The organism is Lachnoclostridium sp. An14, from assembly GCF_002160755.1.
Classification (GTDB): domain Bacteria; phylum Bacillota; class Clostridia; order Lachnospirales; family Lachnospiraceae; genus Lachnoclostridium_A.
The window spans coordinates 50,654-70,937 of sequence record NZ_NFLE01000012.1 but is presented as its reverse complement, the minus strand read 5'-3'; the positions used below and the strand labels follow the sequence as shown (position 1 = coordinate 70,937).

At 49.8% G+C, this 20,284-nt stretch carries 25 protein-coding genes and 1 pseudogene; 2 read left to right on the top strand and 24 right to left on the bottom strand.

What is annotated here, in order from left to right; all coding sequences use genetic code 11:
* Positions 1-36: 36 nt before the first annotated feature.
* The gene (locus B5E84_RS08840; RefSeq protein ID WP_087221841.1) at positions 37-411 is read right to left on the bottom strand and encodes a winged helix-turn-helix domain-containing protein; all 375 of its coding nucleotides are present in this window, start codon (positions 409-411) and stop codon (positions 37-39) included.
* Between the two features lie 374 nt (positions 412-785).
* On the opposite strand from B5E84_RS08840, the pseudogene B5E84_RS08835 reads away from it, so the two are divergent.
* Positions 786-998 (top strand): annotated as a pseudogene (locus tag B5E84_RS08835) (hypothetical protein); the annotation flags it as partial.
* A gap of 42 nt (positions 999-1,040) precedes the next feature.
* Positions 1,041-2,237 (top strand): tyrosine-type recombinase/integrase, encoded by a 1,197-nt coding sequence (locus B5E84_RS08830; protein ID WP_074141138.1) that lies wholly within the window; start codon positions 1,041-1,043, stop codon positions 2,235-2,237.
* Between the two features lie 191 nt (positions 2,238-2,428).
* Here the strand turns inward: B5E84_RS08830 and B5E84_RS08825 are convergent, their stop codons facing one another.
* The 23 genes from B5E84_RS08825 to B5E84_RS08720 all read right to left on the bottom strand — a co-directional run bounded on the left by B5E84_RS08825 (position 2,429) and on the right by B5E84_RS08720 (position 20,232).
* Complete coding sequence (locus tag B5E84_RS08825) at positions 2,429-4,762, bottom strand: ABC transporter permease (RefSeq protein WP_087221840.1); 2,334 nt, start codon at positions 4,760-4,762, stop codon at positions 2,429-2,431.
* Positions 4,759-5,442 carry an ABC transporter ATP-binding protein gene (locus B5E84_RS08820; RefSeq protein ID WP_087221838.1) on the bottom strand — a complete coding sequence of 228 codons (684 nt, stop codon included), beginning with the start codon at positions 5,440-5,442 and terminating at the stop codon, positions 4,759-4,761. The genes B5E84_RS08825 and B5E84_RS08820 overlap by 4 nt, the downstream gene beginning before the upstream one ends.
* Before the next feature lie 151 nt (positions 5,443-5,593).
* Positions 5,594-6,286, bottom strand: coding sequence for a transglycosylase domain-containing protein (locus B5E84_RS08815; protein WP_087221836.1), 693 nt, complete (start codon positions 6,284-6,286; stop codon positions 5,594-5,596).
* A 357-nt stretch (positions 6,287-6,643) separates the two neighbouring features.
* Positions 6,644-6,937: a hypothetical protein gene (locus B5E84_RS20385; RefSeq protein ID WP_143469200.1), complete on the bottom strand. Its 294-nt coding sequence runs from the start codon at positions 6,935-6,937 to the stop codon at positions 6,644-6,646.
* Between the two features lie 97 nt (positions 6,938-7,034).
* A complete protein-coding gene (locus tag B5E84_RS08810; RefSeq protein WP_087221834.1) occupies positions 7,035-8,852 on the bottom strand; it encodes an ABC transporter permease in 1,818 nt (605 codons plus the stop codon).
* On the bottom strand, positions 8,849-9,532 hold the full coding sequence (locus B5E84_RS08805) for an ABC transporter ATP-binding protein (protein WP_087221833.1): 684 nt from the start codon (positions 9,530-9,532) through the stop codon (positions 8,849-8,851). The genes B5E84_RS08810 and B5E84_RS08805 overlap by 4 nt, the downstream gene beginning before the upstream one ends.
* A gap of 73 nt (positions 9,533-9,605) precedes the next feature.
* Positions 9,606-10,643 (bottom strand): sensor histidine kinase, encoded by a 1,038-nt coding sequence (locus B5E84_RS08800; RefSeq protein WP_087221831.1) that lies wholly within the window; start codon positions 10,641-10,643, stop codon positions 9,606-9,608.
* A gap of 8 nt (positions 10,644-10,651) precedes the next feature.
* Positions 10,652-11,344, bottom strand: a complete 693-nt coding sequence (locus tag B5E84_RS08795) for a response regulator transcription factor (RefSeq protein WP_087221829.1) — start codon at positions 11,342-11,344, stop codon at positions 10,652-10,654.
* Positions 11,341-11,535 (bottom strand): helix-turn-helix domain-containing protein, encoded by a 195-nt coding sequence (locus B5E84_RS08790; RefSeq protein WP_087221827.1) that lies wholly within the window; start codon positions 11,533-11,535, stop codon positions 11,341-11,343. The genes B5E84_RS08795 and B5E84_RS08790 overlap by 4 nt, the downstream gene beginning before the upstream one ends.
* Positions 11,536-11,704: 169 nt before the next feature.
* Positions 11,705-11,905 (bottom strand): hypothetical protein, encoded by a 201-nt coding sequence (locus B5E84_RS08785; protein WP_087221825.1) that lies wholly within the window; start codon positions 11,903-11,905, stop codon positions 11,705-11,707.
* The gene (locus tag B5E84_RS08780; RefSeq protein ID WP_204248566.1) at positions 11,905-12,600 is read right to left on the bottom strand and encodes a hypothetical protein; all 696 of its coding nucleotides are present in this window, start codon (positions 12,598-12,600) and stop codon (positions 11,905-11,907) included. Before B5E84_RS08780 ends, B5E84_RS08785 begins: the two co-directional genes overlap by 1 nt.
* Positions 12,597-13,403: a DUF4313 domain-containing protein gene (locus tag B5E84_RS08775; RefSeq protein WP_087221824.1), complete on the bottom strand. Its 807-nt coding sequence runs from the start codon at positions 13,401-13,403 to the stop codon at positions 12,597-12,599. The genes B5E84_RS08780 and B5E84_RS08775 overlap by 4 nt, the downstream gene beginning before the upstream one ends.
* Before the next feature lie 252 nt (positions 13,404-13,655).
* Complete coding sequence (locus tag B5E84_RS08770; protein ID WP_087221822.1) at positions 13,656-14,405, bottom strand: hypothetical protein; 750 nt, start codon at positions 14,403-14,405, stop codon at positions 13,656-13,658.
* A gap of 25 nt (positions 14,406-14,430) precedes the next feature.
* On the bottom strand, positions 14,431-14,661 hold the full coding sequence (locus B5E84_RS08765; RefSeq protein ID WP_087221820.1) for a hypothetical protein: 231 nt from the start codon (positions 14,659-14,661) through the stop codon (positions 14,431-14,433).
* A gap of 114 nt (positions 14,662-14,775) precedes the next feature.
* Complete coding sequence (locus B5E84_RS08760; protein ID WP_006573876.1) at positions 14,776-15,285, bottom strand: hypothetical protein; 510 nt, start codon at positions 15,283-15,285, stop codon at positions 14,776-14,778.
* Positions 15,282-15,839 carry a decarboxylase gene (locus tag B5E84_RS08755; RefSeq protein WP_087221818.1) on the bottom strand — a complete coding sequence of 186 codons (558 nt, stop codon included), beginning with the start codon at positions 15,837-15,839 and terminating at the stop codon, positions 15,282-15,284. Before B5E84_RS08755 ends, B5E84_RS08760 begins: the two co-directional genes overlap by 4 nt.
* A gap of 42 nt (positions 15,840-15,881) precedes the next feature.
* The gene (locus B5E84_RS08750; RefSeq protein ID WP_058963728.1) at positions 15,882-16,763 is read right to left on the bottom strand and encodes a hypothetical protein; all 882 of its coding nucleotides are present in this window, start codon (positions 16,761-16,763) and stop codon (positions 15,882-15,884) included.
* Positions 16,764-16,955: 192 nt separating this feature from the next.
* Positions 16,956-17,465, bottom strand: coding sequence for a hypothetical protein (locus B5E84_RS08745; RefSeq protein ID WP_006573873.1), 510 nt, complete (start codon positions 17,463-17,465; stop codon positions 16,956-16,958).
* Entirely contained in the window at positions 17,458-17,886 is a 429-nt protein-coding gene (locus B5E84_RS08740; protein WP_087221816.1) for a DUF6809 family protein, read from the bottom strand. Before B5E84_RS08740 ends, B5E84_RS08745 begins: the two co-directional genes overlap by 8 nt.
* A gap of 95 nt (positions 17,887-17,981) precedes the next feature.
* Positions 17,982-18,425, bottom strand: a complete 444-nt coding sequence (locus B5E84_RS08735) for a DUF7659 family protein (protein WP_087221814.1) — start codon at positions 18,423-18,425, stop codon at positions 17,982-17,984.
* 195 nt (positions 18,426-18,620) lie between these two features.
* Positions 18,621-19,304 (bottom strand): YkgJ family cysteine cluster protein, encoded by a 684-nt coding sequence (locus B5E84_RS08730; RefSeq protein ID WP_087221812.1) that lies wholly within the window; start codon positions 19,302-19,304, stop codon positions 18,621-18,623.
* Between the two features lie 89 nt (positions 19,305-19,393).
* Positions 19,394-19,639, bottom strand: coding sequence for a hypothetical protein (locus tag B5E84_RS08725; protein WP_006573868.1), 246 nt, complete (start codon positions 19,637-19,639; stop codon positions 19,394-19,396).
* 53 nt (positions 19,640-19,692) lie between these two features.
* Positions 19,693-20,232 (bottom strand): ECF-type sigma factor, encoded by a 540-nt coding sequence (locus B5E84_RS08720; RefSeq protein WP_087221811.1) that lies wholly within the window; start codon positions 20,230-20,232, stop codon positions 19,693-19,695.
* Positions 20,233-20,284: the final 52 nt, after the last annotated feature.

The window sequence follows — 20,284 nt, the reverse complement described above, 5'->3', positions numbered from 1 at the left end:
AACGCACAGCGGAAGGAGATCCGTTGTGCGCTTGCTTTATTTTAGCGAGGTGCCTGGGGCAACGAATTTGTAGCCGTGGCCCCGCACTGTTTCGATGATGCCAGCCCCCAGCTTGCGGCGGAGCTTATAGACCATGCTGGAGATCCCCGTCCAGCTGGCGTCAAAAGAGTCCATGGCAACGGCCTCATAGATCTGGCGGGCAGTGAACACCTGCCCTGGCCGGCGGGCCAGTAGGAGCAGAATGTCAAGCTCCATCGGCGTCAGGTCTACCGTCTGGCCACATTTCCAAACCTGGCGTTGTTTCGGGGCAATTAGTAATGGCCCAAAAAGGAGCGGTTCCTCCGAGGAAACAGCCATAGTAGAAAAGTCAGTGATAGATGCCAGGGCCAATACCGCCTTGCTAAAGAGCATACTTTCGTTGTCATCAAAAGATAGAATTATAAACTTCCCATGCAGATTCCCCCTTTGAACAAGAAATTATATATTTTTAAATTGCAAAATCTTTCTAAAAAGTCCGATTATCCCCTAAAACACTGTATTTATCGTATTTTTTGAGGACTTCAAACTTTGAATTTACCACGAATTTACTACAAACGAGCAAGCCTTGAACTCGATACGAAGTCCCAGCTCTGATAGATATGGTACAGCACATCAGTATTGATAAACTAAAAATTGAATATCGCAAGTAGATTATGGAACGCCGATATTGACGTTCCTTTTCTATTTCCAGCCGTTCAGAAATGGACGGCTTTTTCTATATCCAAACGAAAGGAGAATTTAAAGCTATGAAAAAGATATTGAAGCGATTAGCCACAGGCTTCCTTGCCTTTGCAACTATCGCTACCGCTTTGCCGACAACGGCAGTCCACGCTTCCGAGAAGCAATACTGGACAGAAAGTGCCGAGCGTGTCGGTATCGTTGAAAAAGTGATGAATGACGGCTCTATCGGTTCGACGTTCAATGAGGGCTATATGAAAGTTGAGGGTGAAACTGCCTATCGAGTTTAAGGCTTGCTCCTTTTACGAAAGGAGCTTCCTGTAATGGCAAAAGAAGTCAGACGAGATAACAAAGGACGTATTTTACGCACAGGAGAAAGCCAGAGAGCCGACGGAAGATATTTATATAAGTGTACCAACGCATTAGGAGAACCTGTTTCGCTTTATTCATGGAAACTCGTTCCCACAGACAAGATACCAAAAGGAAAACGTAAGGATATTTCCCTACGAGAAAAGATTGAACAGTTGCAGAAAGACCTTAATGACGGTATCGACCCTACGGGAAAGAAAATCACGGTATGCCAGCTCTATGACAAAAAGAACAGCCTTAGAAAGAATGTCAAACGCAATACGGTAAAGGGACGTAAGCAGTTTATGAACCTGCTGAAAAAAGACCCTTTAGGAAGCATGACGATTGATACTGTAAAGCTGTCCGACGCTAAAGAGTGGGCAATCCGTATGAGTGAAAATGGTGTGGCGTACAGTTCTATCCGCAATTACAAGCGTTCCTTGAAAGCGTCGTTCTATCTTGCAATACAGGACGACTACATCAGAAAGAACCCGTTTGATTTTAAGTTGAGCGACGTTCTGGACGACGACACCGAGGAAAAGGTAGTTTTGACACCAGAGCAGGAAGCCAGCCTATTGTCCTTTATGCAGTCAGATAAGACGTACCGCAAGTATTATGATGAGGTCGTCATACTGCTGGAAACAGGCTTGCGTATTTCTGAATTTTGTGGATTGGACTTAAATGTAGCTGTTGACATGCGTAACAGGTCAATCCTTGTAGAACACCAGTTGCTAAAGGATAAGGAAATCGGTTATTACATTTCCACACCTAAAACAAAGAATGGTAGCCGACAAGTGCCAATGAGCAAAAAGGCTTATGAAGCATTTAAGCGAGTTATCAAGAACCGTGAGAAAGGTATATCGTTTACAGTAGATGGTTACAGCCGTTTCCTGTTCCTTAATCAAAAAGGATTGCCTAGAGTAGCCACGAATTATGACGGTATGTTAAGAGGTCTGGTAAAGAAGTATAACAAGACACATGATGAACCTTTACCGCACATCACACCGCATACATTCCGTCATACGTTCTGTACGAATATGGCGAATAAAGGAATGAACCCAAATACATTACAGTATATCATGGGACACGCCAATATCACCATGACGCTGAATTACTACGCACACGGTTCTTATGCTTCTGCAAGGTCTGAAATGGACAGGCTTTGTGCATAGTGGTAAAAAGAGTATTTACCACAGAATTTACTACTTCCGAACGGTAAAATACATAGAGATATAAAAATCTATGTGAAGTGCTTGACCCTATGAAAAATGCCTTAGAAGCCTGTAAAATAAGGCTTCAATGGCATTTAAGAAGATTTAAAAAGATAATAGGAATTTATGATAAGATTTTCCATTAAAAGGAGTTACAACTCGTTAATAATTTCTGTGATCGCCATATTGCGTATCCGTTTTGAGGGTGCGTAAGCTGCCAGGAAAGCTGCCGCAAAATCGAACAGAACGATAATACAGAGCAGTGATACTGGCAAACTCCAAGCTGTACCGAAATACCTTGTAAGCAACATGATGTGCAAATATCGGCTCAAAAGCAATCCGGCTACGCAACCCACTACAAGGCCAGAAATGGCATAGGTGAGGGATTCCGCTGTAATCATGCGCGCAAGCTGACTGCCATCCATTCCAACCGCCCGCATTGCGCCATATTGTTTGATGCGGGCTGTCACACTCATCGAGATGCTGTTGATGATATTGAACAGCGTGATCATAGCGATAATTGCAAGGAAACTGTATAGCACAAACTGTGCAGCCAGGTAAGTTGCCGCATCTTCCTGATTGCTTTGCCGCAAATCATCAAGAATAATATCGCTGCTAACCAGGTTGTTGATTTGCCGGATCGTCTCATCGTCTGCATCGGCATCCAACTGTATGCCAATCAGGCTGTAGTTTGTTTCGCCTGTCAGCCATTCAAAGGTTTCGGTAGAACAGATTACACTGTATTCGCTGGAATATACGCCATCGGAAACGGCGCAGGTAATGGTGACTTCCTTTCCGTCAATCTGAATCGTATCCCCAACCTGTAAAGGATTGTCTTTGTTGCTGATCGTCATAACCTGCCCGCTGTTCCCGTAGATGGCAGACAAATCGCCTTCAACCACACTATCTGCTGCGCTATCCAGCAAATAGTCTGTATAAGACATGAGATTAACATGGTCGATCCCTTCTCTGGAGGATGTGGCAGGGACATTTTCGAGGTATGCAATACCATAGGCATCTTCCACATGGGGAATTTCCTGAATTTCATTCAACAGATCCGGTTCCAGCAGAAGGGCATTTGCATACCCGTTCAAAGTAACATCCGGCTGCCAGGATCGCAGGGACGGCACCAATTCACGAGCAAAATCCAGTCCCACAGAGAAGCAAAGAAACAGGATGATACTCAGAGAAAAGCTGGCCGTCATAAGGAACCAGTTTTTCTTAGAAGCAGTTGCATGATGAACACCTAATGTCCATTCGACCTTTCCAAATAGCAATCTCGTCGTATGGCGTGTCGCAGGGAGCGTCTCGCTGTTGCCGGAAACGGCTGCCATTGGAGATACCTTTGCCGCACGTTTTGCGGGAGCCTGCGCCGCCAGCAGAACTGTCACAAGGCCCACCACTGCGCCGCTTATCAGTCCAATCGGGCTGAGTGCAAAGACCGGAGTACCCGCAAATTCACCGCCAATCCCGTAGCGAAGCAACGCACAGACGGCCCATGTGATGACTGTACCTACGATAAGGCCAATCGGGATTGCTGTTTTGCACCAGTTAAGCGCCTCCAGCCTTACAAATCGAATCACCTGTTTGCGGCTTGCACCGATGCAGCGCATCATGCCAAAGAACTTCGTTCGCTGCGCCACCTGGCTGTTCATGCTGCCGGAAATCATTAGCACTCCGGCCAACAGAACCATGATAAACAGAATGGCCGCCAATCCGTAGACGTTTTGCATGGACTCGTTGCTGCTCTGCCCGGCAAGTCCCATAATAGCGGTATTTTCACGGATGCTTCCTTCTGGCAGGCTATACTGTGTTTGAATTTCAGCAATGGCGTCGGCAGCTTTTGCCGCACTCTGAAACTGCATATAGCAGGCAGGGGCATAGTCCGAAACGCCATTTTCGTTCATCAGTGATACGAAAGCATCCTTTGTCATATAAACAGCAACCAAATATGTCTGCCCTTCGTAATACTCCTGATCGTCTGAACCAAAGCCGGAGATAGTAAGATCCACATTTCCTGCCGGTGTTTGAACTGTCACAGAATCACCCAACTGCACATCCAGTGCAAGTTTGGCATTTGAACTGAGTACCACTTCCTGGTCACTCTGAGGGAAAGCGCCTTCCTCCATGCCATCGGCCAACTGCGCCAGATAGGTTTCATCCGTACCGTATAGTGTTGCTTTTCGCTCGCCTATGGTATAAGGCTGGTCGGCATCCTCATTGAACACCGCTGACCATCCAACGGCAGTGACATCGGGGCGGTTGCTGATTTCTTCGGCAATCTCATCCGAAATATTGTTCACCTGGATATGCCAGTTGCCATGTTTAGCCTGCATGGTAACCGTTTCGCCTCGGATAATCATATCTGCGGCACTAAAGATTGTGGTCACAAGCAGGACGGAAATGATGATGCAAAGAATCATCATTCGATTCTGGCGTTTCCGCACCTTTGCAGAAATCGGGATCAGGCTCAGATAGCTTTTCATTCTTTGCACCTCCCAAAATCAGTCACCACACCGTCCGACACCCGCAAAATGCGGTCAGCGGTTTGGGCGATGCTCTGGCTGTGCGTAATCATTACGATGGTCTGTTCGTACAGATGTGAAGCCTCTTTCAGCAGAGCAATCACCTCACTGGTGTTTTGAGTATCCAGGTTGCCGGTCGGCTCGTCGGCCAGAATCAGGGCCGGACGGGTAATCAGTGCGCGGCCTATCGCTACACGCTGCTGCTGGCCGCCGGAAAGCTGGCTGGGCAGATGGCGGCGACGTTCTTTCAACCCCAGCACTGTCAGCAGTTCTTCCAGATACTTCTTATTTGGCTTCTGGTAGTCCAGCAGCACCGGGAAGATGATGTTCTGCTCCACCGTCAGTTCCGGGATCAGGTTGAAGCTCTGGAAGATGAAGCCGATGTTCCGCCGCCGGAATACCGTCAGGTTGCGTTCCTTCATCGAGAAAATATCCTTGCCGTCGATGAACACTTTCCCGGAAGTGGGGGTATCCAGTGCGCCGATCATGTTCAGCAGCGTACTTTTACCGGAGCCAGACTCACCGACAATCGCAACGAACTCGCCCTTGGGGACGGAGAAAGTCGCCTGTTTCAAAGCGTGGACCGTAGCTTCGCCGGTCCCGTATGTTTTAGAGATATTCTTGACCTCTAACAAATTCATATCAGATTACACCTCTTTCTGTCTTGGTATAGAAAGAGTAGCACGTCAACCCTACTGCATTATGACAGCGACCCTACAATTTTGTAGGAATTGCAATTAAAAAAACAGCGACCTTGATGGAACCATCAAGGTCGCTGCCTGTATAGCTGAATTATTTGAAGACTGATTGTGCCTGATCTTCGGTGATATAGCCGTATTTTACCATTTGTCTGACCACATATTTCTGCCGTTGCTCCGCCAAGGCCGGGTTTTCTGTTAAGGAGTACACAGAGGGAGCATTGGGAATGCCCGCCATAAGGGTACACTCATAATTTGTCATCTCAATGGGCGCTTTATTCAAATATCCTTTACAGGCGTCACCAATGCCGTAATAGCCATCCCCAAAATATATGGAATTGACATACAGCTCCAGGATTTCGTCTTTCGTGTAGGTGTGTTCCAACTGGAACGCCACAAACATTTCTGCAACCTTACGAATAAAGCTCTTTTCCTGCGTAAAATACATATTTTTGGCAAGCTGCTGCGTAATTGTGCTACCGCCTTCCCGCAGGCTCCAGGTGGTCAGATTATTCCATGCAGCCCGACCTATGGCAATCAGGTCAATTCCAAAATGCTGTTCAAAACGGTGATCCTCAACGGCTACAACGGCATTCAGATACATTTGGGGAAGTTCTGATAACTCCGTATAGCTCGAATCAGACTGGATTTCCTCTACTTTGCTTTCAAGACTTTGCTGGGTCAGCGCCGCCTGATACATCTGGTAACCACGGCCAATCAATACGCAACCCGCCATAACCGCAACGGCTACTACAAGGAGCAACAACCGCAAAATGGTTTTTCTCATGGCACGTTTTTTCCTGAAACGACAAACAAAAACGCCAGTCTCCCGAAGGGGGAAACTGGCGTCAAGTTCATTTCTTTTGTGACTGCCGATTAACCGGCAGGATAATACCGGTGGAGGAGCGGAAAGAGCCGAGGCGCAAGCAAGGCTTTTTTTGATAAACTACATCTTACTGCTCTCACGGCGGCTCCCTCCCTGGGCCACCAGTCCTGACATCACACTCCTTTTAGGATAATGAAAGCGGCGGCCTTGATTTCTCAAAGCCGCCGCTGATCGTATGGGCGTGTCAAAAGGGCTGCTGTACGACGGCTTTTTTTCTTTTGCCGTCGTGCGGCAGATAATCAGTTTTTTATGTTTTACTTATGGCATGGATGCTGTAAACATATAAATCGCCAAAGTAAAAAGAGCTATCAGTAAGAACAAACAAGATACCCATACTCTCCAATTTTTATAAATAGGGTGTTCTAATTTCTTGGTGCAAATTATTTCTGCGATTAACCATATAGCATTAACAGCACACCATAGCATGGACAACGCAATGTTATTTCCTGTATTATTAACAAACCAAAGATATATCAATGCTATGCCATTTACTAAAAAAGCTCCTAAAATGCCATACATCGTTACTTTTCTCATGCTCCTTGCATTTTTCATAACTCATACACCTCGGATATTCTTTTTCTTATTAGATATATTGGTTTTATTTAGTCTTGTGGTTCAATCCTTTGTTTGTACCGGCTCATAATTCCTGTCACAGTTCGTTGATGGTTTCCGTCACCGAAATTGTCCGCATTCGTTTGGCCGGAGAATATGCGGCAAGCACCGCCGCAGCAATGACAAACAGTACGATGACGGCCAGCGATCCGATAGGCAGGCTCCAGGACGCATAAGGAAAGTGATCCGTGATAAGGAAGTCATAGATTACTTTACTGAAAGGCAGACCAACCGCACAGCCGATGATACAGCCCCAAAAGGCGTAGGTGAAGGCTTCTGCCAGAATCATTTTGGAAAGCTGTCGGCCATCCATGCCTACTGCCCGCATAGAGCCATACTGCCTAATACGGGCCGATACGCTCATGGAGATGCTGTTCACGATGTTCAGCACAGTAACCAGCGTGATAATGCCAAGAAAAGCATAGACGCAGGCAACAAAGGCAAAATAAGTGCCAGATGTGCGTTCATCCCGCTTATCGTTCATGGTATAACCGCTTTCCTCCACGATTTGACGAATGGCGGCTACATCTTCATCCGTTGCGTCGGAAGTGGTCTGAATCATAATAAGCGAATAATCGGTGATACCCGTTAGTCGGATAAATGTCTCGTCAGATGTAATCAGAGTGATCTTGCCACCTGTGAGACCATCCCCGCTGAATGGGTCATATTTCAACAGCCCGGCAATCGTGATCTGCTCGTCCCCTATGAGAATGGTATCTCCCACGGCCCAGGGAGTATTCTGATCCCAAGTTGCAAGGACATACTCGCTGTCACCATAAACCTCTGACAAGTCGCTTCCCCAACGGAGTGTACCGTCTTTTTGGAGAGCCTTCAGGTCAAAATCGTCAAAGGAAACCAAATCCAAAGTGCTGGAAAGGGTCGTGTCACCATCCAGACCGGCAGCCACGTCGAAGCTGCTTCTGCGACCATAGACTTGTTTCACGCCCTCCATTGCTGAAAGCGTCTGTACCAAATCGCTGTCGATGGAATTGCCTCCGTCACTACTTGAAATATCAATATCAGAGGTGGCAGCCGATTGCGGCATCAGGTGATCGACAAAATCAATCAGAACAGAAAAGCTCAAAAACAGAATGATACTCAAAGCAAAGGAGCCGGTCATCAAAAACAGGTTTTTCTTTGCAGCCACAGCATGGTGAATACCCAGCGCCGTTTCAATCCTGAGAAAAACTGTATGGACAGCGTGATGACCTGCTTTTGCTTTTTCGGAATTACCAGAAACCGCCGCAACGGGGGAAACCCTTGCAGCGTGTTTAGCTGGGGTTCTCGCCGCCAGCAGGACAGTAATCACACCCACCAAAATACCGCTGACAATTCCAATGCCACTGATACCAAACAGGGGAATGTTTGAAAATTCTTCCCCAACAAAAAATCGTAGAGCAGCACATAATACCCAGGAAACCAAAATCCCAAGGACAAGACCAATGGGAACGGCGGTTTTACACCAATTTAAGGCTTCCAGGCGGACAAAACGGATAATCTGCTGCTTACTCATACCGATGCAGCGCATCATGCCAAAGAACTGGGTGCGCTGCGCCACACTGCTGTTCATACTGCTGGAGATCATCAATACCCCGGCAATCAGAACCAGCAGAAACATTCCAGCCGCCGTAACCATCAATGTCTGCCCCATTGCGGTGTCCATGAGACTGTCGATAAGCGAAAACTCACCATGCTTATCTGACAGTCTGGATTGCTCCATCCGAGCGCCCATTTCTGCCATGCTGAAAATAGCCGTGACCATAAACACGGCGAAAATGATGCAGAGCAGCGTCATGCGGTTTTGCCGCCGGTGAACCCTTGCTGAAATCGGGATCAGGCTTAAATAACTTCTCATTCCCGGCACCTCCCAAAATCAGTCACCACGCCATCCGACACCCGCAGGATGCGGTCAGCGGTTTGGGCGATACTCTGACTGTGGGTAATCATCACGATGGTCTGTTCATACAGCCGGGAGGCTTCTTTCAGCAGGGCGATCACTTCGCTGGTATTCTGGGTGTCCAGGTTGCCGGTGGGTTCATCAGCCAGGATCAGAGCCGGGCGGGTAATCAGCGCACGGCCAATCGCCACACGCTGCTGCTGGCCGCCGGAAAGCTGGCTGGGCAGATGGTTGCGCCGTTCTTTCAAGCCCAGCACCGTCAGCAGTTCTTCCAGATACTTTTTGTTGGGCTTTTGGTAGTCCAGCAGCACCGGGAAGATAATGTTTTGCTCCACCGTTAGCTCCGGGATCAGGTTGAAACTCTGGAAGATAAAGCCGATGTTCCGCCGCCGGAATACCGTCAGGTTGCGTTCCTTCATCGAGAAAATATCCTTGCCGTCGATGAACACTTTTCCAGAAGTGGGGGTATCCAGCGCGCCGATCATGTTCAGCAGCGTACTTTTACCGGAGCCAGACTCACCGACAATCGCAACGAACTCGCCCTTTGGGACGGAGAAAGTCGCCTGTTTCAAAGCGTGGACCGTAGCTTCGCCGGTCCCGTATGTTTTAGAGATATTCTTGACCTCTAACAAATTCATATCAGATTACACCTCTTTCTGTCTTGGTATAGAAAGAGTAGCACGTCAACCCTACTGCATTATGACAGGAACCCTACAATTTTGTAGGAATCAAAAAGTTGATCGTAAAGGTTGTTCCAACCCCAAGTGTGCTATCCACCTCAATCGTTCCATTGTGTGCTTCTATAATGGCCTTTGCCAGCGGCAGGCCCAACCCGATCCCTTGCGTATCTTTTGAAAACCGGCTGCGGTAAAACCGCTTGAAAATGTGGGGCAGATCTTCCGGGTGAATGCCGCTGCCGTTGTCGCTTACGATAATCTGCACAACAGAAGCAAAAGCACGCCATGTAATACGGATAGTGGCTCCTGTTTTTGTGTGGTCAAAAGCATTTTTCACAATATTGCTGATTGCCTCGATCAGCCAGGTCTGGTCGCAGACGAGAGTAACTTCTTCATTCCCGGAGAGAATGAGCGTTTTTTCCTGCTGTTGTGCCTGGTAAGCGAAGTGCCTTTCAATATATCCCATCATATCCGCAACATTTTGGGGAGCTTTTTCCAATGTGATTGTTCCTGCGTCCAATTTTGTGATTTTCAATAAGTTTTGAACGAGGTTTTCAATCCTATCCAATTCCTGTTCAGAGAGGGAAGTAAATTCCTTCAACTCCGGGCTGTCGTTTACCTCCTGCTGCATCAAGCCATTATAAATGTTGAGGGCAGCCAGCGGCGTTTTGAGCTGATGGGAAATGTCTGAGATGGTATCCTTCATAAAGGCTTTGGCGCGCCCTTCGTTCTCTGCATGAGCGTTCAAAATCGTGACCAGAGAATTGACTTCGTGGAACAGCCGGTACAGGTCGCCCTCATCGTCACACTCAATACGGGCATTCTGGTTCCCGGATATGTATTCCCGGATTTGTTCGATAGCTTCATTCATGGTTTTGCTTTGATCTCGAAAATACCAATACAGGACAGCGCAAATAATGAGCACCATCAATACGGCAGCTATTGCCACATAAAGGGCGATATTTTTCAGGCCCAGGCAAATCATGAGAATAGAAGCTACGGTAAAAATCGCCACTGCTAATAGCACATACAGAAAAAGACGTTTGATTTTTCGATTGACCAGTATTTTCATGGCTCACCTCACTCTGCTGTGTTCCATTTATATCCCATACGTCGGACAGTCACAATCTTTTGAGGAGCGGCAGGATTATCTTCTATTTTTGTGCGGAGCCGCCGGATATACACAGTCAGAGTATTGTTATCAATGTATTTTTCGTCACAATCCCAGAGCTTGCTCAGAATTTGCTCTGGAGAAAGAATGATGTTCGGATTTTCCATAAATAGACGCAGCAATTTATATTCGCTGGCCGTCAAGTCAAGAGGAACCCCGTTTTTGGTAACTTCCTGTTTGAGAAGTTGAACCCGTATTCCATTAGATTGCAGTTCTGGCTCGGCCTGCTCCTGATTAAAGTTTTCGCTGCGGCGCAGCAAGGCATTGATCCGGGAAAGAAACACGGCCAGCTTGAATGGCTTGGTCATATAATCATCGCCGCCAATGTCAAGCCCCATAATAATATCCGTTTCCTCATCGGCAGCCGTCAAAAACATAATCGGTACTTTGGAGGACGCCCGGATTTTCCGGCACAGGTCGAAGCCGGAACCATCCGGCAATGTCACATCCAAAATTACCAGATCATAATTCCCGTTTTCCCATAATTGCTCGGCCTCCACACTGGTGCGGGCAACCGTCAGCGCATAGCCCTGCTTTTTGATTGCAAAGGAAAGACCATTGATTAAACTCAAATCATCCTCCACAAAGAAAATGTGCTTCATTTGTTTTCACCATCCTTACAGCGTGTGCTTTTGAATCTTCTGTCGGCGGGCTTTTGAGCGCCTTTGGGTATCAGCCAAACGGTTCCCATTTTTACTGCGCCGGGAATACGATCAGCCGCACAATAGTAGTTTATCCGTCGAGGGGTCACACCCCATTTATTGCTGGCTTCTTTTAAAGTCATATAATCCATAGAACAACCTCCTGTTAATGGTATTATAATTCGATTTCTCGAATAACACAAGGAAGAGAGAATGGCGTCTATAGGTTATGATTATGAATTTATGGTAGCTGTATAAAGTCTTCAAAAATAACAGCCGCAGGCCGGGAAATCCCCAACCTGCGGCCTCGCTGCGGCAAAATCACGCTGCCGCAATTTCCCATTCTCTCAAATTGAACTCACTCAGCGGATAAATTTCCGAGGCAGACGCCTCAAAGCCAAGCGTAATATCCCCGTTGCTGCTGACGCCCTCCAGAACGCGCTCGATAGCGCCGTCATCATGATGCAGCAGCATTCCGACTTGAATTTCTGCACCATGCTTGTCGTAGTATCTCAGCCGCATCACTTGCCTTCAACAGCCGCCTTATCGTAATAGTGAACATAGACATTGTAATCCCGGAACCGGGTGATCATCCGAATCCAAATATACAGGTGATCGGTTTCGGAATAGAGGTTGAACTCCGTCGTTTCGCTGGTGGCCTGCGCATACCTGCAGAACCGCCGCATGGTGTCCAGCGTCTTGAAGGCTGGCAGCTTGAACAGGGCATTCTGGAACTTGTCGATCTCCTTCACCAGTTCCGGCGCTGTCTTTTTCTCAGGCCCATCGTGCCAGGTTGTCCACCACCGATGGCCGTCATAATCCGAGCGGGAGTAGGCGATCTCACTGACAGGCCGGCCAGTGAACTGCATGGGCGGTGTATCGGTGTGCCGGAATACTTCCTCGAAGGTGCAGGTAGTATTCAGGTAGCATACGCGCCCTTTTTCAGATGCCGGAAGTTTGCCGCGCTTCACCGCATCCCATTCTGTGAGGGGCAAAGGGGCGTGGACGGCATCCCGAAGGGCCTCATCCATGCCACAGGCTTCACAGATCTGCACATCCGCATAGCGGCTGAGGGCATTGACCATCAGGTGGGCGGCCAGAGGGGCGCCGCACCGCAGGCATCGGGGCGGCTCTGCAGCATCGCCGTCTGCATACAGCGTCTTGTCTTTACGCCAGGTAGTTTCCAACAGGTCTTTGGGATATAATTTGATCTTCATGATTTTGTGCTCCTTTTTCTGGATTTCTTTTTTGACGCCTTTTGGCGGACTTCGCTTGTTTCTTTGAATGTCTGAGCAAGGGGCGGGTCATGCCTTGCGTCGCTTTCTCTGCGGCGTGTTTCAGACCAGGGCATAAAAGCAGGCAGCTCGTCCTGGAACAGCGCCAGCAGATCGGCGGCCATATCTTCCCGGCGGCGATACAGACTGCTTAGCGCAATATTGGTGTCACAGTCTGTGATCGTAGTCCGCAGGATGATCCCGCGGTGCTCAAAGGTGAAGCGCCGGTGATGTGCCGGATCTTCGGCCTCGACCCGCAGTGGGGGCGCGCCAAGGGAATTTTGCAGCCCGCGCCACCCGCTGTAATCGGTGTAGTGGAAATCCGGAATGTGGTTTGCCAGCCGCCGAAGCGCCAAATATAGCCGCTCATATCGCCGGCCGAGTTCTCCCTTCAAGCGCCGTTCATAGTAGGTGTAGCCGTCTGGGTCCAGCTTTTTCAGCTTTTTGGCGTTGAAGAGGTATTCCACATATTCCACGCCGTCCTCCAGCCGAACCTGGCCGGTGCGCTCCCCCAGACCATTGCGCTTGATCCAGGCGTAAAAACGTTTGCCTGCAGATCTGGTGTTGATATATCCACAATCTTTGGGACACAGGCCGCTCAGATTGACCGTGAGGCTGTCCCAGAATACCAACTGGCCGAAGCTTTCCTGATAGAGTTTGATGGCGAGATTGCCCTCCGGATAGGTGGCAATCTTGATGGTCAGGGCATATTCCGTTCCTTTCATGTTAAATGGTATTGGTTTCATGATTTCCCCCGGAACGAAGACCAGAAGGCCGCAAAGCGCAGCCTGCCGGTCCTCGTGATAAGCCTGCCGGTAAGGGCAGTGTGTAGGAGGCGTTCAAAACGCCCCCGTTTTCTTTGAAGTCTAAAATGGTATTGGGGCATTGCTTGCCCTTTTGATGCAATCATCAGGCCGCATCAACTGTGCTTTCAAAAAAGCGGAACCCCGGGACATCCATCCTTTGCTTTGCCAATGCGGCATAGATTTCTCTGTACTTCATGCGCTGTGCCTCCCCGTTGCGAGAGGGCTGCCATCAGCAGCATCGTCTGTCAGGCCTAGTTTCCAGCACAGGGCAAGAACCTCGGAATCAGAAACACGATAGAGCTGCCGCTTGGCGTACTTGGGACGGAAGCAGAAAATGCCATCATCAAACAGGAATTTCCCGTCCTTACTGCCATAGGTGCAGCTGCAGCCCGCCAGCAGACATTTCATCCGGTCAGCATCTTTTTCGATCTTCTCATGGTCGTACCAGATGCTGTACTGGACGGCAACATCCAGATTGCGGTTTTTCCGGCAGCGGTGTTCCAGAAATTGCAGCAGCCGCCAGCAGACCTCGGCACGCTTTTCCACAGTCTGGTTCTCGTTGAAGTTCAATGTAAAGTAGGAATAATCCCGTCCGGACAGGCCACAGCCGTGGAGCGTATTGCTGAAATCATTGCACCAGAAAAAGAGGTCCCACTGACAGCTCCGGAAAGGCGCCGGCTCGGTATCCTCATACTGATAACAGACGAAATTTTGGGCGATGGCGTCCATGAGGGGATTCATGACAGAATTTCGTGCTTCAGCGGCCATGACCAGGGCTTGCCCCTCATCAGCCGCTGTATGCGCACGGCGGTTGGCTTTCTTCTGTTCTTCCGTATAGACAAATTGAAAGCGCACCGAATGAACATCGTACATAGCGTAGCCCCGTTCGACCCATTCCGGGGCTGAAGGCGAAATATAAGACTTGTCATGCCATAAGTTCATATTTATCTCTCCCTTGTAGTAATGATTAAAATTCTCTCCATCCGGTTGTTTTTCCGGTCTTGTTGTGCCGTGCCATGATCAGGCGGGTAGTCGGTGCTGAGGGCTGTACCACCAATTCCCCTTGCTTGTAGGCAGCTTCGGCTGTTTCCAGCGCATGGGAAAGGTCATAAGCCTCCACGGGAAACTCCTGAACGATCTGTTCTTCAATCGTTACGGTGTATTTCCTCAGCATTGGGTGAGATGGTTTTTTCTTCATATTCTACTCCTTTATAAAGAAAGGGACCGGCAGACCATAGCGGTACGGTTTGTCGATCCCTTTGTAATGATGCCCTCTGCCTATTTGGCAGAGCATTTGGCTGGCGCAGGAAAGCTAAGGCTGTGAAGCCTCCAAATCCTCGGATTTGAGTACACGGCCCTGTTTCTCCCGCAGCTGGGCAATATGTGCCTTCCATTCCTTTCGGGCCTGTTCTGCGCGTTGCAGTTCCACGACCTGTTGCTCCGGTGTGAGAGCGGAAAACTCATATTCCCGTTTGTCTGATTCTAAATCACGAATGACCTTCCGCATAATGGCGAGCGCCATTTCAGAGATGGTGGGAGGATGGTTTTCTATTGCTTCTCTGCCACGGCGGAACAGATCTAAATAGGCATGATACTGTGCCTCAGTGATGAACTCCCAGCCGTAAGCATCCTGAATTTCCGCCTCGCTGTGGTACTGCATGGCGGCTTCAAAGTCAGCTTGCCTTGCGGCGGCCTCTTTATCGATTCGCCGCTGCAGTTTGGCGGATATGCGCTCCAGGTCTTTGAGGATCAGGGAGCAGGCCTCCGCCTCCTGTAAATAGCCGTGAGCCTCGCTGCTCAAGTATTTTTGCGGCCGCTTCATGCCGCTTCCTCAGACGGCGCAGGCACCTCATAAATAATCTGCACAGGAATCAGTTCTCCGGGGCGGATATGCTCCGCAAGCTGCCATTCCCCGTTCCGCAAGACCTGTGAAGTGACATCATTATAGATCTCCGGGGGAGTGTGGTAGTCATTCATACACTCCGTAGGAACATACAGGCAGAAAAGCGGCAGGCTGAACACATGCAGGCTCTGCAAAACTACTTCACGGAGCTGCCTTGCCAGTGCCGCGATCTCATCCATGTCCTGTCGCTCAAAGGCGGCCTCGGAGATCTTTTTCAGGTACGGAGTATCTTTGATTGCCTCATTTATGTATTTCACGGCCTCGTCGCCGTAGCGGCTCTTGACGCGGATACCACCGAGGGAAATGTACTGGGTGTATGCGGTGGCAGTCTTACAGATGTTATCTTTCAGTTCTTTGAATGGCTTTGCGTATTTCGCTTTCAGATCTTCCATCGAAACGACCTCCAAGTTGCGCCGGAGCGTATCCAGATGGAATTCCAGGTCTTCACGCAGTTTCTTTTCTTTTTCGTCCATGTAGTCAAACCTCCAATCTATTATGATTTATGTGTCACAGCGTCAGCAGGGGCTATGTCCTGCGGATTGCTGGCGCAACTCTTTCAGCAGAGTGCGTGCCACATCGGACACCGCCTGCCAGTAAGCCTCACCGTAGGCGCAGCTGTGTTCCAGCTGGTTGGCGATCCGCTGCGGCAAATTGGGAGAACGCAGTAGTGCTTCTTTCTGTGTGTCAGAGAGCTCTTGAAAATCGTCACAGTTCTCAATATGCTCCCTGAAATCATCCCGCAGGCATTCTGCGCGGTACAATTCTGCCGTGCTGCGGCAAAATGCAGGGGAAAGAGGCAGCGCCCGCTGTTCCAGCGCAATCGAAAAATGGTTCTCACAGTATTCGCCGTCCAGATAGCACTCATAGCTGTTGTCAGACTCTTCTTCGACGAATTGGCTGCTTTCTTTCCAGCGTGGAATGCTTCCAGCCAGAAATTCTTCCCGAAGATCATTGTGAAATTGATGTAGGGCATCGGTGCGCTCCGTGAAGATCGCTTCATAGGAACCATACTCCCCATCGGTAGCCCAGTGGACGGCGACTACATAGAGCGTCCCTGTGGGATATACCTGGGCAGGATGCTCAAGGGGAACAATCATTTCAGGCCCCATAATGACCATATCCAGGCCCAGATCCTCGATGTGTTTCTGCTCACGGTAAAGCTGTGAAAAGGTCTGCTCCAGCGCAAGACGGTCCGCAGAGAGCACCGGCGCTTCAAACGCGCAGTAGATGTCCGGCGTGTCGTTGTCAGTCTCCCGGTCATCCTCGGTGCGGATTTCAAGGATATTTCCGAAGAGCCCTGCGTAATCGCTCGCTTCATTGGCAACAATGCGTCCGCCGACTTTGTAGCAGACACCCTCATGCCAAAATTCTTCTCCAGGCTGATGATAAATCATCATTGCTCCCTCCTTTTTGTGGGGTGGGGCTGGGTACAATGCCCTAGCCCCGCAGATCAAAAATCGTTCAGTTATCCGCGACGAAAATGGCGGCACCGCTCATACACATGCAAATGAGTGGCAGCAAAAGAGCGGTAGGCTTGCAGCTTACCAGACTGGCAATCCCGATACCCGCTGGGGCGGGTCGTGTTGTGATCAGTCGTCACTTTCCTGTTCGTCTTCGTCCTCTTCCCAGGGAGAGTCATCAACATCAGTATCTGCCTCCTTCATCTGCTCGGCGGGTTGCTTTGTCCGCTTGAAGGCCAGAACAAGAGCATCCTCACCAAAATCATCTTCCTTCTTCTTGCGTTTCTTTTTCCTGCGGCATTTTTCCATGGCAGCGTCATAGTCATAGCCGATGCCGGCCTGAAATTTGCCTGCAATTTCCCTCATTTTTTCCGCATGATACTCATAAAGGGCACGATGAAAACCAGTCAGGTCCCATTGCTCACAGGCCATCTCCAGCAGCCGTGCATAGTCCCGTAAGGCATTGACTGCTTTGCAGATATCGCCATAGCAGGTCTTGAACACATGGGAGCCGTCCAAATCATGAAAGCAAAGGGAGAGTTCCTGCCCCAGCAGGAAGTCTAACTCCATCGGCTGCCGGAGCACAGGCTCGTATAATCCTTTTGGCAATTCTAAAGCGTTGTGCTGCTGTTCATCCATTGGCGTGGTCCTCCGGCGGAGCAGATACCAGCCCAGCAAAAAGCATTTGCATGGCAGTACGGTATCCAGACTCAAAAGCCTGTTCAATCACAGCGCTGTTGCGCTCACCGGCGGCCGTTTGGTACACCTCGAAAGCTGCCAGAGCTGCAGGAGTTTTGGAGAGTTCCCCGCGTAGAGCGGTCTCAGCCGCAGATACTGTGTGGTTAAGTACCTGCTGCTTTTTGTCCTGCTCCTTAAAAACACTCGGTTCGTACTCGCCGTAATAGAGGTCATGCAGGAAATTGGGCTCAATAGTCATGCCATGCGGCAAAGACATTTTTGGTTGGGTAAGGCCATCGGCAATGCGTTCCAGAGCCTTGATGAGATGGGGCAGCTGGGCGTCAAAAAAGCGGCGGCCGCATATCGTTTCGTGAAAATTCAAAGATTGCACCTCCTGTCAATGAAAAGCCCGCCGGCGGCATATGAGCTGCGGCGGCTGTTGATTCGGACCCCGGTGGGGCATGGTTTCTTTCTGGGTCAGTCGAAACAATCGTGCTGCATAGCCTTTTCACAGGCCAGAGCCAGGCCATCCAGCAGTTGCGGAACAGCCTCCATATACTGGGCCGTAATGCCCAAAGCATCAAGAGTTTCCTGCACATCGCCGGTATAACTGTACTCATGGTTCTCCAACTCCTGGAGGAACATATCACAGATAAAACCTTGCCCGGTTTTGTCGCCGGCAATGGCATCTTCCAGCTCTTTTCGGTGTCGGGTGAATATTTCATTCAGTTTTGCGACATCGCTTTTACGGCAGTAGCCGCCTCCAAAAATGCTGCATACCTGGCGGGTGTCCGAGGGGGACAAGCCCAGCTTGCGCATTCCTTCAGCAAACTGCTGTTTATTAAAAGCAAAGAACATGGGAAATGCGTTTACTTCCGCCTGCTGGCGGTTGCGCATCTCTTGGTATTGGTTGGTACTCATGCGGCACTCCTTTCTTCTGGTACGCCTGCTGCCAGAGGAATTACCCGCCATTCCTCCGGCCGGCGCTGGTTTTGGCAGACCTTTTCTAAAATTTCATATTTTCCGCAGATAGCGTACTGTATCCAGCATCGACATGGGCGGCCGCCGGTTCCCTGCGCTGAAAAGTGTTCCAGTGCGTACATCATAGGCGCCGCCTCAGTCCAGAAGCGCCAGCTGACGAAGATCATGCAGAAGGCTGCGGTTATTTTGTTCATACTGGGGCAGGAACGGCTGATCCAGGTCGAAGTTGTAATAGTGATAGAACAGGATCTTGAACACAGATGCCCGGCGCAGTTCCTCTGGTATGCGGCGCATCAGCTTGCCAATTTCCGGGATGGCCCGGTACTGCTGCTTCAAGAATTCCTTATCTTCCCGGGGAAAGTTGCGGTACAGCCAGTCTTTGACAAGCACCTTCCCGCCATTGAAGTGATACTGCTGGTTATCATCAAAACAGAGGCAGTATTCAAAATCCCGGCCGCGCTCACCGGGCCCCGCCGAAAACGGGTAAAGGCGGCAGGTCCGAGGACGGGTGGCATAGATGCTGCAATGGTTGCCCTGCAGAAAAACACAGGATGCTTCTGCTCCAACTGTTTTGAGTGTGTAAATGGGATACCCTTCATCGGTGAGCGGTGTGGGCTCGCAGTATTGGAGAAGCACATCATCCGTACTGCGGACACCGCAATGCTGCTCTCGAAGGTGTTTTGCCATTCGGTAGGCGTCCAGGCTTTCTACCATAACGCAGCCCTCGATGCGGCGGCAGCAATGGCCGCATTGGCTGCACTGGTATGTGACAAACTCCTTGGCGCTTACGGAAACAGCAAGGGTTTTGGATTGTTCCATACATTCCTCCATAAAAAAGGCCGCGGCAGACAAGTGCGCCTGCCACGGCCGGGACCTATGGGGCATTACCCCTTATTGTTTTGACTTCTCTACGCGCACGCGGCCAGAACCGTCGGGAGCGGGCTGGCGGCCGCCAGCGGGAAAGGGTCCATCGAAAGGAAGTAGTTGGAGTTGAGCGTTTCGAAATGCACCAGATCCCCGGACTGCTCATGGATCGCCACAACGGGCGAGGTCCGGTAGTCGGAGCCGTTGGCACGCAGGAAGGCGCAGTGGCCGAGAACCAGCGGGCACAAAAGCATTCCGTGCATTACAATGGACTTTTTCGATTTCGTCATAATAGTCAGCCTCCATTCATTTTTGACATTGGCCTGCCAGGGGCGGCAGGCATTTACTCATAGCACAACTCCAGAAACACCGCGCGGACCTCTTCCAGAAGCTCCTTGATGCGTTTCATGGGGAGCTTTTCACGGCTGGCGATCTCGCGGATGCCGTAGCCGCAGCCCTTCATGCGGACGATGTTCATTTGCTGCATGGAAACACGGCCAGCCAGGTCATGAAGCAGCTGCTTCATCTCAAATTCCTGCATCAGATCATCCTGCGCCGGCAGCAGTTCCTCCAGGGGCACGCCGTCCGGGTACAGGCCGATATGAATGCTGAGGATTTCAGCGTTGCGCTTGCGGCGAGCCTGCGAGCGAAAGTGATCATAGACACACAGACGCATTCTGTGGCGGGCAATCGCTGCGAATGAATAGCGTTGTGCCGATTCATCTGAAAAATAATCCTGCACAGCCTTCAGGTAGGGAAAAATGACCACATCATAAAATTCGTCATCTGGCAGATGGTTGTCATTTAAAAATTTGTAGACCAGGCCGTGATGTTCAGCGGCAAACTCCTGTTGCTCCTTTGTTAACGGTACTTCACATAACATATATATTTCCTCCAGTCTAAAGCAAAAAAGGGATACCCCCGGCGTGAGCCGA

What these genes read in the sequence shown, in the direction of transcription:
- B5E84_RS08810 (WP_087221834.1), bottom strand. Translation starts at nt 8,852, where the DNA reads ATGAGAAGTTATTTAAGCCTGATCCCGATTTCAGCAAGGGTTCACCGG.
- B5E84_RS08815 (WP_087221836.1), bottom strand. Translation starts at nt 6,286, where the DNA reads ATGAGAAAAACCATTTTGCGGTTGTTGCTCCTTGTAGTAGCCGTTGCG.
- B5E84_RS08730 (WP_087221812.1), bottom strand. Translation starts at nt 19,304, where the DNA reads ATGGAACAATCCAAAACCCTTGCTGTTTCCGTAAGCGCCAAGGAGTTT.
- B5E84_RS08775 (WP_087221824.1), bottom strand. Translation starts at nt 13,403, where the DNA reads ATGAAACCAATACCATTTAACATGAAAGGAACGGAATATGCCCTGACC.
- B5E84_RS08805 (WP_087221833.1), bottom strand. Translation starts at nt 9,532, where the DNA reads ATGAATTTGTTAGAGGTCAAGAATATCTCTAAAACATACGGGACCGGC.
- B5E84_RS08840 (WP_087221841.1), bottom strand. Translation starts at nt 411, where the DNA reads ATGCTCTTTAGCAAGGCGGTATTGGCCCTGGCATCTATCACTGACTTT.
- B5E84_RS08795 (WP_087221829.1), bottom strand. Translation starts at nt 11,344, where the DNA reads ATGAAGCACATTTTCTTTGTGGAGGATGATTTGAGTTTAATCAATGGT.
- B5E84_RS08825 (WP_087221840.1), bottom strand. Translation starts at nt 4,762, where the DNA reads ATGAAAAGCTATCTGAGCCTGATCCCGATTTCTGCAAAGGTGCGGAAA.
- B5E84_RS08820 (WP_087221838.1), bottom strand. Translation starts at nt 5,442, where the DNA reads ATGAATTTGTTAGAGGTCAAGAATATCTCTAAAACATACGGGACCGGC.
- B5E84_RS08785 (WP_087221825.1), bottom strand. Translation starts at nt 11,905, where the DNA reads ATGCGGCTGAGATACTACGACAAGCATGGTGCAGAAATTCAAGTCGGA.
- B5E84_RS08765 (WP_087221820.1), bottom strand. Translation starts at nt 14,661, where the DNA reads ATGAAGAAAAAACCATCTCACCCAATGCTGAGGAAATACACCGTAACG.
- B5E84_RS08750 (WP_058963728.1), bottom strand. Translation starts at nt 16,763, where the DNA reads ATGATGATTTATCATCAGCCTGGAGAAGAATTTTGGCATGAGGGTGTC.
- B5E84_RS08725 (WP_006573868.1), bottom strand. Translation starts at nt 19,639, where the DNA reads ATGACGAAATCGAAAAAGTCCATTGTAATGCACGGAATGCTTTTGTGC.
- B5E84_RS20385 (WP_143469200.1), bottom strand. Translation starts at nt 6,937, where the DNA reads ATGAAAAATGCAAGGAGCATGAGAAAAGTAACGATGTATGGCATTTTA.
- B5E84_RS08830 (WP_074141138.1), top strand. Translation starts at nt 1,041, where the DNA reads ATGGCAAAAGAAGTCAGACGAGATAACAAAGGACGTATTTTACGCACA.
- B5E84_RS08720 (WP_087221811.1), bottom strand. Translation starts at nt 20,232, where the DNA reads ATGTTATGTGAAGTACCGTTAACAAAGGAGCAACAGGAGTTTGCCGCT.
- B5E84_RS08735 (WP_087221814.1), bottom strand. Translation starts at nt 18,425, where the DNA reads ATGAGTACCAACCAATACCAAGAGATGCGCAACCGCCAGCAGGCGGAA.
- B5E84_RS08760 (WP_006573876.1), bottom strand. Translation starts at nt 15,285, where the DNA reads ATGAAGCGGCCGCAAAAATACTTGAGCAGCGAGGCTCACGGCTATTTA.
- B5E84_RS08770 (WP_087221822.1), bottom strand. Translation starts at nt 14,405, where the DNA reads ATGAACTTATGGCATGACAAGTCTTATATTTCGCCTTCAGCCCCGGAA.
- B5E84_RS08745 (WP_006573873.1), bottom strand. Translation starts at nt 17,465, where the DNA reads ATGGATGAACAGCAGCACAACGCTTTAGAATTGCCAAAAGGATTATAC.
- B5E84_RS08755 (WP_087221818.1), bottom strand. Translation starts at nt 15,839, where the DNA reads ATGGACGAAAAAGAAAAGAAACTGCGTGAAGACCTGGAATTCCATCTG.
- B5E84_RS08790 (WP_087221827.1), bottom strand. Translation starts at nt 11,535, where the DNA reads ATGGATTATATGACTTTAAAAGAAGCCAGCAATAAATGGGGTGTGACC.
- B5E84_RS08800 (WP_087221831.1), bottom strand. Translation starts at nt 10,643, where the DNA reads ATGAAAATACTGGTCAATCGAAAAATCAAACGTCTTTTTCTGTATGTG.
- B5E84_RS08780 (WP_204248566.1), bottom strand. Translation starts at nt 12,600, where the DNA reads ATGAAGATCAAATTATATCCCAAAGACCTGTTGGAAACTACCTGGCGT.